The organism is Flavobacterium cutihirudinis, assembly GCF_003385895.1.
Classification (GTDB): domain Bacteria; phylum Bacteroidota; class Bacteroidia; order Flavobacteriales; family Flavobacteriaceae; genus Flavobacterium; species Flavobacterium cutihirudinis.
Map to the genome: position 1 here is coordinate 924,382 of NZ_QRDQ01000007.1, position 14,423 is coordinate 938,804.

Sequence of the window (14,423 nt, forward strand, 5' to 3'; positions counted from 1 at the left end):
TGCCAATAAATTAATGAGAATTATTTTCGTTGAAAATAAATTCCAAAGTTATTTTTGTGCCATTTGCATTCGTAATAAGAAACTTTCCATCAATATCTGCAGAAAGTCCGTGCATTAATTTTATTCCTAATGAAGGATTATTATAAGGATCAAAATCGGGTGGAAGCCCAATGCCGTTGTCGCGAATAATCAATATATACTTATTGTTTTCTTCGGCTTTAAGCGAAATAGTAATAATTCCGTTTTTTTGATCTGGGAAAGCATATTTTATTGCATTTGTAACAGCTTCGTTAAAAATAAGTCCAATTGGAATCGAATGTGACAAAGGCAAATTAAAACTGTCGATATCTAAAATAAACCGGATGGTGTTTCTAATTTCAAATGAATCTTTCAAATATTCCGTTAATTCGAATATATAAGAAGGCATATCAATGATCGATAAATTCTCTGATTGATACAATTTCTGATGAATCAACGACATCGCCTGAATCCTGTTCTGACTGTTATTAATGGCCTGAACGGCTTCTTCATTTTTTAAAAATTCAACCTGGCTTGCCAATAAACCAACAACCATATGCAGATTGTTTTTTACTCTGTGATGAATTTCGCGCAACAGCCATTCTTTCTCGACTACTAGATTTTCAAGTGTAGTGTTTTTTTTATTGATTTCATCTTGCTGTGTTTCGAGTACCTTATTTGTTTTTTTCTTGAACCTGTAACTTTTGTAAAGCAGCCCAAGAATTATAAGTAAAAGCAAAACAAAAGTGATCATTGAATTACGCAAAAACACCTCATTTTCAAGTTTACTTTGCTGTAAAAGGGTTTTGTTTTTTAGTTTAATAATATCCCTATTTCTTTTTTCGGCTTCATAAATAATATTCAGTCGAGAAGAAATAGGATAAATATCGCTTTCTTTAAGATGTGCTGCTTTATAAAAAAATATTGCTTTTTTTAAAAAGTGTAAAGAGTGATTAAAATCGGAGATTGAAAAATACAATTCACTAATTTCTCTGTAGCAGTCACCACTTCTTTTATTATTTCCTGCTTTTTCGAATAGTTCAGCAGCTTTAAAAATTGGAGGAAATCGCTCTGCCATTGGTGCAAGGGTACGCATTTTTGCTGACCAAATCATTACCCAGGACTCTGCCAGATCATTAGTTTGATTTGTTTTTGCTAATGCTTCAATTGCTTTTTTCGCATTGAATTCTAGCATTAAATTGTTATTTCTCAACTCTTGCACCATGGAAAGTTGTAGATAACATTTGCCCACATAAATATTAGAATTCAGGGACTGGCTTATTCTGAGCGCATATTCCGCATATTGAAATGCCTTTTCTAATGTGTTAGGACTGTTGTATGAAGCTTCGTACCAATCGCTTACTTTTAGTAGAACTTTTATTTTGTCTATGTTTTCGGGTAATCTGCTGAGTAATTTCTCTGCAATTTTAACCTGTAGTTCACTATAAGCAGCTTCCTGATCTAGATTATTCCCTAGAACCGACACGTTTTTTTCTGCCAATTCTGTTTGGTTTTCATTTTTTAAAAATGTCAACGCATTTGCATCTCCAATTGTAAACCATAATACAAGGAGAAACAGAACTATTCTGTACTGATTAGAGCGCATTTTCTTTAGGATTAAACTGGCTCTACGAAGGTATTGATTATTATGTATTTAAATTTAAAATATTATAAAATTGAAGGCCAACGATATATCGTTGTGTCGTGGATGTTTTTATTGATTCACCATCAATTTACATTGAAGCAAATAGTTTTTAAATATTTGATAATAAATAATTTATTTTCTGAAAGGAACCAAATTGAATTAGCGACTACTTTCTGATAATTTGCATCTACCAATTCGATTTGTTGATGAAAACTAATTGCGTATATTTGATACATGCACAAACAGACATCTTTTTCGGTATGTGGAGAATCATTGTCGGCTCCAATGCACATTTGCGGTTTTTTCGATTCGAGAGAACAGCAATACGAGGTAATTATTCCTTATATTTTGGAAGGTTTGGAAGTCAATGACAAAGTCATAAACATTCTTGAAGGCAATCGCCATAGTGAACATTGCCGCTGTTTGGCTGATAATGGAATCTCTATTGCTGAAAAACTGTCAAGCGGACAATTGGAAGTGTTAGCTTCTGAAAACACTTATATCAATGGCGGCAAATTTGCTGCAGACAAAATGTATGCAACGCTCGAACAAACTTTATTGTCGGCATCAAGATCGGGTTATGATAGTGTAAGGGCTTGCGGAGATATGGTATGGGCACTCAAAAACTTACCTGGAACTGACGAACTTTTAGAGTATGAGGCGAGACTGAATCTGCTAACTCCACAACACTCCGTTTCACTAATTTGTATGTACGACATTAGTAGTTTCAGCCAAAATACACTTACAGATATATTGCTTACGCATCCTTACGTGATAAAGGATGGGAAAATCAGCAAAAATCCACATTACGTAGAACCTTTAGAGTTGCTTTCTAGCATTTCTTCCCGATCTGGTAACCTTAAATCTTAAGTTTGCGTCTATTTTTGCATTTTAAATGGGCGTAACCGTGCTAAGAATTACCGTTTAAAAATAAGTCGATTCTAGATAAGGGTCGTATATATCTGCATCCCACAGATTGTCATTGTATTCGTCTGCAGCATCTTCTTCAGATTCTAGATCAATTCTATTTTCGCTGTAATCATGATTAATGCCTTGTAAAAATTCGCAGTCAAAATCTGGCTCATCTTCAGGCTTGTGATATAAATTGATTAATTGAGTTGCAGATTGTTTTTCAGAATGAAATTCTGCGTCTGAAAAATTTATATCAGTGAAAATAGCTAAAGATTTAAAGGAATTAAAATTCTGGTAAGGAGATGTTGATAGTTTCATAATTTAATTAGTTACTGGATTTGTGTTTATAATCTTAATCCAAAAGTATAATGCTTAACAAGCTTTTTAATTATAGAATTCGGTCAGAGGTTTACATAATTTAAGAGTAATATTTTATTGAAATGTTTTGATCAAGATGATAACATGTTCAATTTTACATTAAAAAAAAAAGAAAAGAACTTTTTGTTAGAAATGAGATTTAAAACTTGTAGCGTTTTAATTCACAATTGCAATCATTTTACCAGAGATTGTCAGTTTAAGTATAAATAAACTAAAAATCCTACTAAAACATACTTAAATGTAATATAAAGAAGAATTTTTTTCTTATAAAATAAACAAGCTGATTATCAATAAATAGTATTTTAATTGTTAAAGAAAAAGGGGAGTTTAGGGATAATAAAATAAAGTTAAAAGCATTCTTTATTTTAAAGTGGCACAATTCATGCCTGCAAAAAATCATAATAATCAGAGTACTTAATCGGTGTTCTAAAAAATTAAAATAAATGAAAAGATTGAAATGTATGTATGTTTTTGTAGTAGTGTTATTGTCAACATTCTCATACGGTCAGGAAAGTTTAAAAATGTTTGTAAAAGAAAGTAAAGTGCCATGTACGGGTGTTGGCCCTATGGAATGTCTGCAGGTAAAATATGATAATGACAAAGAATGGCAGTTATTTTATGATCATATTGAAGGTTTTAATTTTGAAAAAGGAAATCGATATGAGTTACTGGTAACAAGAACAAAAAGACCAGAACCTATTCCTGCTGATGCTTCTTCGTATCAGTATAAACTAAAAAGTATTGTTTCGAAAACGCCGGTAAGCAAGGAAAAAGGAATCTATAATACAAAAATGGTTTTAACCCAGTTAAACGGGAAAAAGATAAACAGCGGAAAAGCATTTATTACAATTAATGATGAAACTGGCACAATAAGCGGTAAAAACGGCTGTAATAATTTCAACGTAAAATACATGAAGCTTTCTTCAAAAAATCAAATTAAGACCAATTCTCCTATGGGAACTTTAATGGCTTGTGACGATGAAAGCATGAAATTAGAACAAGAATTTAGCGCTGCAATAACCAATAAAAAATTCAAAATTGTAAAGAAAAACAATAAAGTGCAGTTTAAAAATACTAAGAATAAAGTGGTTATGGAATTTTCTATACCAACTCAAAATGAACTGTGGAGTTTTATTGGAAAAAACAATTGGAAACTAATTGCACTTGAAAATGTTGGGCAAGATTACGGAAAGGCTTCTATTAAATTTAATCCGGCAGAAAAGAAAGTGAGTGGAAATTCAGGTTGCAACAACTTCGCAGGAACTTATGAAACGAATGGCGATCATATATCTTTTAAAAATGTAGCGTCAACAAGAATGGCATGTATGGGTGAAGAAGCTAATAAAACAGAGCAAAAAGTATTGTCTTATTTAAACAATAAAGATCTTCATTTTGATGTAGCAGATCAAACGCTTAATTTTTATCTTAATGATAAATTGGTAATGATGTTTGGTATTACAAAATAAATTCGGTTCTAGAAGTTATCTTAATGATTTATAAAATAATTGCAAAACCAGTGAAGTTAGTTCACTGGTTTTTTTATTGGTAAATCATAAGTTTTAGATTATATATTTGTAAATTGACGCAAGTTCAGTCCCGAAAGTTTTCCAGATTGCAGCGCTTATGAATTACACTTTGAGGAGTAGGAGATAAAGAAAATCTTTTTGCATTTAATCTGTTTTTACAGAAAATTATTATGTTTGAAAGAAAATTAATAACTTTTATAGAAAACTACTCAATGGGAAAAATTACTTTAAAACTAAATCAGAAATATAGATCTTTTCCTGAAAATTTCGAAACTGAATTGGAAGGAAATTTAATTATTTTATCTGGAGTTAATGGCTCAGGAAAATCACAATTAATTAAAATTTTAAGTGGTAAAATAGAAATTAGTAATCAAAATTCACAAAAAATTGAATTATCAAGAGATTTAGAAATCGATGGGGTTAGTATTAATAACAATGAGATAGAGATCAGATCTTTCAAGGATAATATTTCAATTCCTGAAATTGTCAAGGCTACATCGGCAATTGTTAATAGTTCAGGTGATCAAGTTTATCAACTATACATAACGAATCAATTATCTGTCGGCTATCAGAATGGTTATTTTAGTAATTGTATAGAGAGGGCGCAAAAAATTTTAAAACCTCTTATAGATACTCTTGGAGATAGAATTCCAGAAAAACAATTAAGAGATAAACTTAGAGAAGAAAAATTTTTATGGAAACAAAATGATTTATTTACTGATTTAATAGGCCAAATGTTTTATTATCATGCTTCTGAAATAGCAAATGGACAACAAAAAGCTGGTAAAGTAGATGGACCTGCATTTGAACCGTCTACCTTGGGGTTGGCTCCATGGACAGAATTGAATCAATTATTTAAGTTATTAAAACTAGACTATCGTTTCAAAGATAATTATGAGATTGAGCGTGCCGAACTTACTGAAGCTCCAAAACTTTTTCTTATTGATTTAAAAGGTGATATTATTGAAGATGAATTTCGAGAGCTTGTAGATTTATCAGATGGAGAGAAAACAATAATTTCATTATGTTTTAATTCTTTGTATAAAGATGGTAATTTTGAACAAAAATTATTATTGTTAGATGAGTTTGACGCTGTATTAAACCCCTCTTTAATTGAATCATTTTTCTTAGTTCTTGAAGAGTATTACATTTCTAGAGGAATACAAGTAGTAATAACTACTCACTCTCCAGCAACAATTTCTTTGGCTCCAAATTATACTACATATTACGAAGTGTTTAAGGATAATATTTCTTCAAAGCGTATTATAAAAATTGATCGAGACGACTATTTAGAGTTGCAAAAAGTAAACAAGAAGTTTTACGATAAAATTTCTGATCAACAAATGCGAATTAAAGTTTTAGAAGAAACTATAAAAACGGATAAACCTATTATTATAATTACCGAAGGAAAAACAGATTGGAAACATATTTTAAAAGCTTTGGAATACTTTCATAATAATGAAGAATTTACAGAAATAAATGAAGATTATTTCTATCGATACGGAAGTAAGGATGATGTTGAAAATAATGTATGCGGAACTAATATAGTTGCTGATTTAGGAGATGTTGAACTTAACAACTATTTGACTGCGGAAATAAGAAATAGAAATGGTAAACCAGACTTACGAAAAAATATTATGATAGGTATTTTTGATTCTGATAATGAGAAGCTAATGCCGAAAAATAAGAACGAATTTGGAATATATTCATTTAAAATTTCTCCTGATGGAATATCTACAGAGTTTCTATTTGACGAAGAAAAATATAAAACGAAAATAAAAGGTCTTAGATTATTTAATGGACTGGAATTTGAAGAAAGATCAGCTTTAAATATAGCAGAATCAGTTTATCTTGGGAAATTAATCAGTAAAAAATCAGGTATAAATGTAATTATCGATACGGATGTTTATGATTTTGCAGGAGAAAATAAAGCACTTTCAAAAGAAAAATTTGCACAGGCAATATTTAATGGAGAAATAGAGATTACTCCAGAAAACTGGGAAAAATTTAGACATATTTTTGAGAATATTGCTAATATTATAAAAACAGAAAATTCCAAATATGAATCCCATCCATAATACGGGTTTAATTGGTATTAAATATTTTGGTTTCGAAATGAATTATGAGAAGTATTGCGTGTATTTTTTTATTGTCTTTAATTAAGAAATCTAAACAATAATGCCTAAGTACACTCTATTCAAACCTTTTCATTGTGAAGTTTTACAGGGAGCTCTATAAATGTATCTCGACTCTGCACTCAAAATATTTCAAAACAAAAAAGAGAGACTTTTAAAGTCTCTCTTTTTTGAAAAAAATGTATCTCAGATTAATTATTTCCCAATCAATTTCTCAAACCTAATCACTATTTCGTCTCTCTCTTTCAACATGCGCTTGTATAATGCAGTTTTTTCTTGATGAAGTTTAATTAATTTTTCAATTGGATGAATGTTAATTGTTCTGTGATTAAAGGAATTACTAAAAAGGTGTTCTCCAAAAGGATTTGAAATAGAATTTATAGCTTGTTCTTTATCAAATTCTGAAAAGCTTCAGCAGGAATTTTTAGTACCGCTAATATTTGTTTCAGCCGATTTTCTTCAATTACATCTTTTGCTCAAGCATAGGAACAGAATTATTATGAACTAGATTGGAAAGCATTTTCTTAAGGTAAACAGATTCTAAGAGGGTATTAATAATAGTTTATTTTCACTTTCTACTATTGAAGCGTTCAAATAAACACTCAAAAATAAAACTAACCTATCAAATAAAATATTATCTTTAACTATCTAGTATATTGAGTAATATGTTTTCTTTCAGTAATGCTTTTAAACATTAGATCAATTAAAATTTCAATTTTTACGAACGTTACATTTTCATTTTTAAAAGAGTTTCAAATTATTTGAAACAATAAGTTTTTATCCCTTTCTATTATATCCTGTTGTTTTTAATCGAACAACAAAAGAAGTCGCTAGTTAAAAGTAATTTCAATAAACAAGAGTATTTATAGATGCACATAAAACTAAAATTATTACAGCCCTTTATACTGTTTTGTTTATTCCTGAATTCTTCTGGAATCAAAGCACAAACAACTTCTCTTGGAGAGTGTTTTTCTATAGCACAGCAAAATAATATTACTATTAAACAGGCAAAATCTGCATTGAAGACAGGCGAATATAATCTTCAGGCCGAAAAGAAAGGTTATCTTCCTAAAGTAGACCTTTTATCGAGTTATTCTTATTTAAGCAGTCCGCTTACTATAAACTTGCAGACGGTTAAAGACGGAGTCGTTGAAGGTTCATCACAGCAAAGTGTGAATACGGCAAACGAAATTTACCACGAAATTACGGGAAACAATTTATCACAGGCAGCACAGGATCGTATTTATAATGCCTCAAAAACGGTAATTGGCGGTATTTATCCCGATTATAATCCTAGTTTAAGTAAACAGTCTTATTTTGTTGCAGGAGTGGGAGTTCGTCAGCCTATTTTTCTTGGAAACAAAATAAACTCGAGTATAGATTTGGCACAATCCGTTGCAAATTCGGCAGGAATTGGTGTTGAAATTGCAGGCAAAGAAGTTGATTTTTTAATTGCGGTGCAATACCTCAGAATATTATACCTCAACTCTTTAATTAAAAAACAAGAACAAATTGTAAATGCTTTAGATAAAAATAAAAATTACGCCCAAGAACTTGTCAAAAACAAAATATTGCCTCCGTATCAACAAAACTGGACAAATGTGGTTTTAATTCAGGCGCAAAGTCAATACAACAATATTAAGATGGAAAAACAAAACGCCCATCTTGAACTGAATAAACTGATGGGAGTTGACCTTGATACCACAATTGTGATTTCGGATACTTTAAGATATGCCGAAATCAATCTGGAGAAACCTATGAAAGATTATTGGCTCACAAATCCGGTTTATCGAATTGCAAACAATAAAATCAGCTATGCAGAAACTGCTGAAAAAATCAGTAAATCAATGGCTTTGCCCAACGTTTTTGCCATTGGAAATTACAATTTATATCAGAAAGATTTGCCGGTTTCGATTCCCGATTGGTTTGTAGGACTGGAACTGCAATGGACTTTGTATAACGGACAGACCAATAAAAAGACTTTAGCGGCAAAACAGCTTATTGAAGAAGCCAGGTTGGGAGAGGAAAATTCCAGTTTAATGCTTCAGGTACAATCGAGAGTGGCAAAAAATAAAATGAGCTCGCTCCAAAACGATGTTATGGCTATGGACGCAGCGAGAAAAGAAGCCAATACAACTAGCAGTTTAATTACTAAAAGGATGAACAATCAATTGTCATCACCAAAAGATGTTAACGATGCTTTGTTGGTAGAAACAGAAATAGAAAAAGGGTATTATACCGCTGTTTTAGGATACTATTTAGCATTAGCTGAATATTTTAATAGTTTAGGAAATCCAAGTCAAATAACGCAATTTATTAAATAGATGAAAGATATATTTAAAAATTACTGGGCGCTGATCATTCCAATCTTTGTAGTACTAACCGGACTGATTTTTTTCTTAAAGGACAATAATAAAGAAGACGACAATTTTATAGGAATGGTCGATGCAACAAGCGTAGATGTAGCAGCAGAATTCCCAGGCAGATTGGATTCCTTACTCGTAAAACTGGGCGATACCGTAAAAACAGGACAATTATTAGCCGTTCTTCGATCTAATGAAATAAACGCCATAAAAGCACAGGCATTATCGGCTATTGATGCGGCAAAAGGACAGCAAGAACTTCTTACACAAGGAGCAAGACCAGAATTGATAGAAGCGACTTCTAAACTGTATCAAATCAGTCAGGAACAATATAAATTGTTTAGCAATACTTACGATCGTATGGAGCGATTGTATAATGAAGATGTAATATCGGGACAAGAAAAAGATGTTTTCTATTTTAAGTTTCAAGCGGCTAAAAAGGAAATGGAAACCGCACAGTTAAATCTTCAGATGCTCAAAAACGGTACACGACCTGAATTGCTTAAAACTGCAAATGCCATCGTAAAACAAGCCGAACAAGCCTATGAACTGACCAAAGCACTTGGAGATAATACGAGAGTTTATGCTCCTGCAGATGGCGTAATTTCTAACTTGGTTACACATCAGGGCGAAATCATTTCTATTGGATATCCAATTATGACCATCGAGAAGAAAAATTCGACTATAATTAAGTTTAATATCCGACAGGATAAATCAAATCTGCTTAAAGTAGGGAGCAAAACAACAGTCAAAGTTCCGGGTTGCGAACCTGAAACATTTGATGTCGTTGTGCATTCGATTGCGCCTACATTAGAATTTGCCAATTGGGTTCCGTCAAAAGATAAAGGAGAATTTGAACTTAGAACTTTTACAATAGAAGTGAAACCTGAGAATCTTGCAGAGATTAAAGGACTTCGTTCTGGTATGACCGCTTCTTTAATTCTTCCTCAATGATTTTTATGCTGAACATTGTTATTAGGGAATGGAAGCGCATTCTGAGTTTAAAGGTTTTTTACTTGGTAATGTTTGGTGTTCCTGTCGCTTTGTTTTTCTTTTATGCTTTTATTTACCAAAAACAAGATGCCAAGAATTTAGCATTTGCGATTTGGGATGAAGATCAAAGCGCGATAAGCCGAGAGCTGATTTTTTTATTGGAACAAAAAGAAACGTTGCAAATTACGAGGAGAGTAAGCAGCGAAGCCGAAGTTAAAAAACTGATTCAAGAGGGAAAAATAATGGGCGCGGTACATTTTCCTGCCAATCTGCAGAAGAATATCTACAGCCGTCATCCGAGTAATGTGACGTTGTACACCAATGCGGCCTCGCTTGTTCCTTCTAAGTTAGTTTATAAGGCTGTCGCCGAAGTTATAATTACAGGAAGTACGGGTGTAACTTTACAGAAATTGGTAAAAACCGGAATGAAATCGGATCAGGCAATGGCGATCGCAAATCCGATTAGTCTGAGAACCTATCAGCTTTATAATCCGACTTACAATTATCAGGAATACTTAGTTCCAGGATTGATTACGGTGGGAATGCAGATGATTCTGATTATCAGTTCTATGCTGGCTTTAAATTATGAATGGATTACAGGAACGATGCACGAGCTTTACGATTCATCAAAAGGTTCTGTTGTCGCCGTAATTATTGGGAAAACATTGGCGCATCTCGCTATCAGCTGGATTAATTTTATCATTATTACAGGAATTATTTTTACTTTTTTCGATATTGGAGTTCCTGCAGCCACCGGAAAGTTTTTTGTGCTATATACTATGCTTTCTTTGGCATGTATTGGCATCGGAATGTTTATATCGGCTTTGTTTAAAGATGTGATGCTTTCAGGAGATGTTGCCCTTTTCTATACTTCACCCGCTTTTGTATTCAGCGGATTTACTTTTCCGAGATGGGCAATGCCTTGGTACGATCAGTATTATGCGCTTATCATGCCTTACACTTCGTTTTTAGACGGATTTTTTAAGGTGTATTATATGAATTTGCCTTTAAAATATGCACATGGAGAAGTAACAAAACTCTTGTTGTTTTGTGTTGTAATGTATCCGACAGCAATGTTGTTGTTCAAACGTCAATTTAGTTCGATTAAAGATGAAAAAGAAACCGCAACAATCGCTGATTAGTCTCTTTTTGAGGGAAGCTTCGCAAGTAGTAAAGGATCATAGTTTGCTGCTTACGCTTCTTATTGCTCCTTTGCTTTACGCTTTTTTTTACGGAAGTATTTACATCAACAAAGAAGAATTTGATGTAAAATTGGCAGTTGTTGATGATGATGGCTCCAGATTATCACGTTTATTACAGCAAAATATTGACGATTCTCCGATAGTAGAATTAATTCATTTTTCGAATCTCGAACAGGCAAAAGAGCAGATGTATCAAGGCAATTGCCAAGGATATTTTTATATTCCAGAAGGAACAGAAGCCAATTTACTGAGTTTAAAACAAAGCAATGTAGTATTAGCAATAAACGCCGCAAGGTTTCTGCCGTCGAGTGATTTGTTGTTAAATGTACAGCAAATATGTTTGACAATTGGAGCAGGAGTTAGACTTCAGTATTATCAGAAAAAAGAAGGAATGAGTACAACAATTGCTATGGAAAATGTAATGCCGGTAAATTTAGATTATCGTCCTTTATTTAATGAAAGATCAAGTTATGGCGCATTTTTATTGCCAGGATTGTTAGCCCTGATTTTACAGCAAACATTATTAATTGGTTTGTGCGAAAGTGTCGCCGGCGAGCGTCAGCGTTCTCGTTTGGGCGAATGGCTAGGCTCTGGGATTTCTAACGGAATTTGGGGTAAAGGATTATTCTATTTGATACTTTTTTCTTCGTACGCCTTTTTCTTTTTAAATGTAAATTACAAACTGCTTAATTTACCCATGAGAGGCAGCGGATTCGAATTGAGCATATTGCTGCTTTTGTTTATCGTTACTTTAATTCCGATGGCGCAGTTTATAGGTTCTTTGTTTAAATCGCAATTGCTTTGTTTGCAGATGATGGCATTCTCCACTTATCCAATTTTCTTAATTACAGGATACAGCTGGCCTTTTGAATCGCTTCCGCTAATATTGCAGTGGTTGTCAAATCTTTTGCCTACAACGCCATTTATTGTTTTGTATACTGGCATTGTGCAGTCAGGTGCAAGTTTATGGGATAATCCGTCAGCTTTATTGCATCTTATATTGCTTTTTGCTTTGTACAGTATAATCTGTTTTGTTCGTTTAAAGGTTTTATGGAGTAAAGTGCCCGGCTCAATCTCTGCGGAAACAGAATAAAGTATTGTTGGGAATCATAATGATAACAGTTTATTTTTAATTTGAAAATCTACTGGTTGATTTTGTTGGATCGTAGAGGTGAGATGTTAAAATTCGTAAATAAGACAAAATTATAATCGCCATTAGAATGCTTTATGAATTATTTATAGCAGTAAATTTTTGTTCATAAAAAAATTAAATTATTGGCAGTAAACTAAATAAGATTAATAAACTTTCGTTATCATTTCATCTATAGGCAAACGAACTTTTTTCGTAGCTGCCATATAGTCTTTTTCAGAATCGCGATATCCTAAAGCGAGGATAACTGTAGAATGCAACCCTTTTTCTTTCAAGCCCAAAACGGCATCAATAGTGGCGGCATTAAATCCTTCGATAGGAGTGGCGTCCACTTTCAATTCTGCCGCAGCAATAAGTGCAGTTCCTAGTGCAATATAAGCTTGTTTGGCCGCCCAAAGGGCTTTTTGTTCTTCGTTAATAGCGCTAAAATAAGAATGCAATCCATTTCTAAATCCTGATAAGGCGCCAGCATCAAGACCTCTTTGTTTTTCTGTCATTGCCATGTAATCGTCAATGTAAGTCGAAGTCATGTCATTGAATGCAGCAAAAACCAACAAATGAGAGCAAGAGCTAATCTGTCCATTATATGAATCAGCACCTAATTTTTTTTGGATTTCTGGATTGCTAACAACAAAAACGCGGTAAGATTGCAGACCACAAGAAGATGCTGAAAGATTTATAGCCTCTAAGATCTGATCGATCTTCTCTTCTGTTACTTTAATGTTATTGTAAGCTTTTGTGGCGTAACGCCATTTCAAATTTTCTATCAAATTCATTGCTATGTCTATCTTAAATTTAGGCAAATATAAATGATATTGTTTTCTTTTTCGAGGCTTCAATGGCTATGGCGAACTTCAAATCGGTCATTTCCTAGTTCTCTAAAGAATAATTATCTGTTTTTCCTTACTATTATGTTTGTAAAAAGATTTTTAATCTTTAAAATAATATCAAAAAAGAATAATTATCTGAATTTATGACTTTTTAAAAATATTAAATCTTTTATTGTCAATTTTGCAGGGTAAAAAAACTAAAAGTTGTCATCAAATGAAAGCGAACATACAAGGAGATTTAAGAATAAATGAAAAACAGGATATTGAAAACATCGAGAATATTATCAAGAATGATTTTGTGTTCACGCTAAAAAGCACTTGTTTAGATGAAAATTACCACCCCTCAAGTCAAACGCGTTTGACAACCAATTTTGCCAACTTGGCCAGAGGAGCTAATCGCGAGCAAAACTTACGCAATGCTTTAAATATGATTAACAATCGATTCAATGCATTGGCTCATTTGGATAATCCAAAAGCGGATCGTTACCATGTGGAACTTGAAATCCTTACAGTAACAATGAGTATTGATGATAAGAATGGTAGTAACGATCTACCGATGATTGAAGTTTTAAAAACGAATATTATTGATCGTAAGACTGGCCAGCAAATCGAAGGAGTTGCCGGGAATAATTATTCCTCTTATGTTCGGGATTATGATTTCAGTATTTTATTGATTGAGTACAATAAAAACAAATCTAATTTTTCTATTCCTGAAAATTTTGGTGATTTACACGGAAAACTTTATAAGTGTTTTGTGAGTTCAGCCACTTATAAAGAGCACTTTAAGATGTCGCCGATCATTTGTCTAAGTGTTTCGAGCAACAAAATATATACTCGCACTGAGTATCAGCATCCGGTTCTGGGTTTTGAATATTTGCAGGATCAGTATTCTATCACTGATGAATATTTCTCTAAAATGGGCTTAAAAGTTTGTTTTTTCATGCCTCCGAATAGTGTGGCACCGATGGCTTTTTATCATTCCGGAGATCTACTTGCTGATTATACTGATCTTGGATTAATCAGCTCAATTAGTACAATGGAGACTTTCCAGAAGATTTATCGCCCTGAAATTTACAATGCAAATTCAGTGGCCGGGAAAATCTATCAACCTAGTCTTAAACACGAAGATTATTCACTGACTCGCGTGGATTATGATCGCGAAGAGCGTAGCCGATTGGCTGTTGAACAGGGTAAATATGCAGAAGAGCATTTCATTAAGCCATACAAAAGCATCCTGGAACAATGGTCTGCTAATTTTATTCTTTAATTGA

Annotated in this window: 11 protein-coding genes; 8 read left to right on the forward strand and 3 right to left on the reverse strand. The window is 32.8% G+C overall.

Going from position 1 to position 14,423, the window contains the following annotated elements; genetic code table 11:
* Positions 1 to 10: 10 nt before the first annotated feature.
* Entirely contained in the window at positions 11 to 1,624 is a 1,614-nt protein-coding gene (locus BD847_RS04025) for a sensor histidine kinase (protein ID WP_115886977.1), read from the reverse strand.
* 273 nt (positions 1,625 to 1,897) lie between these two features.
* On the opposite strand from BD847_RS04025, the gene BD847_RS04030 reads away from it, so the two are divergent.
* On the forward strand, positions 1,898 to 2,533 hold the full coding sequence (locus BD847_RS04030; RefSeq protein WP_115886978.1) for an MEDS domain-containing protein: 636 nt from the start codon (positions 1,898 to 1,900) through the stop codon (positions 2,531 to 2,533).
* Positions 2,534 to 2,587: 54 nt separating this feature from the next.
* Here the strand turns inward: BD847_RS04030 and BD847_RS04035 are convergent, their stop codons facing one another.
* Entirely contained in the window at positions 2,588 to 2,893 is a 306-nt protein-coding gene (locus tag BD847_RS04035) for a hypothetical protein (protein WP_115886979.1), read from the reverse strand.
* A gap of 503 nt (positions 2,894 to 3,396) precedes the next feature.
* Here BD847_RS04035 and BD847_RS04040 point away from each other — a divergent pair.
* The 6 genes from BD847_RS04040 to BD847_RS04065 all read left to right on the forward strand — a co-directional run bounded on the left by BD847_RS04040 (position 3,397) and on the right by BD847_RS04065 (position 12,265).
* Positions 3,397 to 4,419, forward strand: a complete 1,023-nt coding sequence (locus tag BD847_RS04040; protein WP_115886980.1) for an META domain-containing protein — start codon at positions 3,397 to 3,399, stop codon at positions 4,417 to 4,419.
* Between the two features lie 230 nt (positions 4,420 to 4,649).
* Positions 4,650 to 6,557, forward strand: coding sequence for an AAA family ATPase (locus BD847_RS04045; protein WP_115886981.1), 1,908 nt, complete (start codon positions 4,650 to 4,652; stop codon positions 6,555 to 6,557).
* 926 nt (positions 6,558 to 7,483) lie between these two features.
* Positions 7,484 to 8,938 carry a TolC family protein gene (locus BD847_RS04050; protein ID WP_115886982.1) on the forward strand — a complete coding sequence of 485 codons (1,455 nt, stop codon included), beginning with the start codon at positions 7,484 to 7,486 and terminating at the stop codon, positions 8,936 to 8,938.
* Positions 8,939 to 9,931 (forward strand): HlyD family secretion protein, encoded by a 993-nt coding sequence (locus BD847_RS04055; protein ID WP_115886983.1) that lies wholly within the window; start codon positions 8,939 to 8,941, stop codon positions 9,929 to 9,931.
* A gap of 5 nt (positions 9,932 to 9,936) precedes the next feature.
* A complete protein-coding gene (locus tag BD847_RS04060) occupies positions 9,937 to 11,112 on the forward strand; it encodes an ABC transporter permease (RefSeq protein WP_244201555.1) in 1,176 nt (391 codons plus the stop codon).
* The gene (locus BD847_RS04065; RefSeq protein WP_115886985.1) at positions 11,081 to 12,265 is read left to right on the forward strand and encodes an ABC transporter permease; all 1,185 of its coding nucleotides are present in this window, start codon (positions 11,081 to 11,083) and stop codon (positions 12,263 to 12,265) included. Before BD847_RS04060 ends, BD847_RS04065 begins: the two co-directional genes overlap by 32 nt.
* Before the next feature lie 203 nt (positions 12,266 to 12,468).
* Here the strand turns inward: BD847_RS04065 and BD847_RS04070 are convergent, their stop codons facing one another.
* Positions 12,469 to 13,098: a nitroreductase family protein gene (locus BD847_RS04070; protein WP_115886986.1), complete on the reverse strand. Its 630-nt coding sequence runs from the start codon at positions 13,096 to 13,098 to the stop codon at positions 12,469 to 12,471.
* Positions 13,099 to 13,366: 268 nt separating this feature from the next.
* Between BD847_RS04070 and BD847_RS04075 the strand changes: the two genes are divergently transcribed.
* The gene (locus tag BD847_RS04075) at positions 13,367 to 14,419 is read left to right on the forward strand and encodes a DUF1852 domain-containing protein (RefSeq protein WP_115886987.1); all 1,053 of its coding nucleotides are present in this window, start codon (positions 13,367 to 13,369) and stop codon (positions 14,417 to 14,419) included.
* The last annotated feature ends 4 nt before the right edge of the window (positions 14,420 to 14,423 follow it).

Bases quoted from the DNA above. Each gene is read 5' to 3' on its own strand.
- BD847_RS04025 (WP_115886977.1), bottom strand. From the start codon at position 1,624: ATGCGCTCTAATCAGTACAGAATAGTTCTGTTTCTCCTTGTATTATGG.
- BD847_RS04030 (WP_115886978.1), top strand. From the start codon at position 1,898: ATGCACAAACAGACATCTTTTTCGGTATGTGGAGAATCATTGTCGGCT.
- BD847_RS04035 (WP_115886979.1), bottom strand. From the start codon at position 2,893: ATGAAACTATCAACATCTCCTTACCAGAATTTTAATTCCTTTAAATCT.
- BD847_RS04040 (WP_115886980.1), top strand. From the start codon at position 3,397: ATGAAAAGATTGAAATGTATGTATGTTTTTGTAGTAGTGTTATTGTCA.
- BD847_RS04045 (WP_115886981.1), top strand. From the start codon at position 4,650: ATGTTTGAAAGAAAATTAATAACTTTTATAGAAAACTACTCAATGGGA.
- BD847_RS04050 (WP_115886982.1), top strand. From the start codon at position 7,484: ATGCACATAAAACTAAAATTATTACAGCCCTTTATACTGTTTTGTTTA.
- BD847_RS04055 (WP_115886983.1), top strand. From the start codon at position 8,939: ATGAAAGATATATTTAAAAATTACTGGGCGCTGATCATTCCAATCTTT.
- BD847_RS04060 (WP_244201555.1), top strand. From the start codon at position 9,937: ATGCTGAACATTGTTATTAGGGAATGGAAGCGCATTCTGAGTTTAAAG.
- BD847_RS04065 (WP_115886985.1), top strand. From the start codon at position 11,081: ATGAAAAAGAAACCGCAACAATCGCTGATTAGTCTCTTTTTGAGGGAA.
- BD847_RS04070 (WP_115886986.1), bottom strand. From the start codon at position 13,098: ATGAATTTGATAGAAAATTTGAAATGGCGTTACGCCACAAAAGCTTAC.
- BD847_RS04075 (WP_115886987.1), top strand. From the start codon at position 13,367: ATGAAAGCGAACATACAAGGAGATTTAAGAATAAATGAAAAACAGGAT.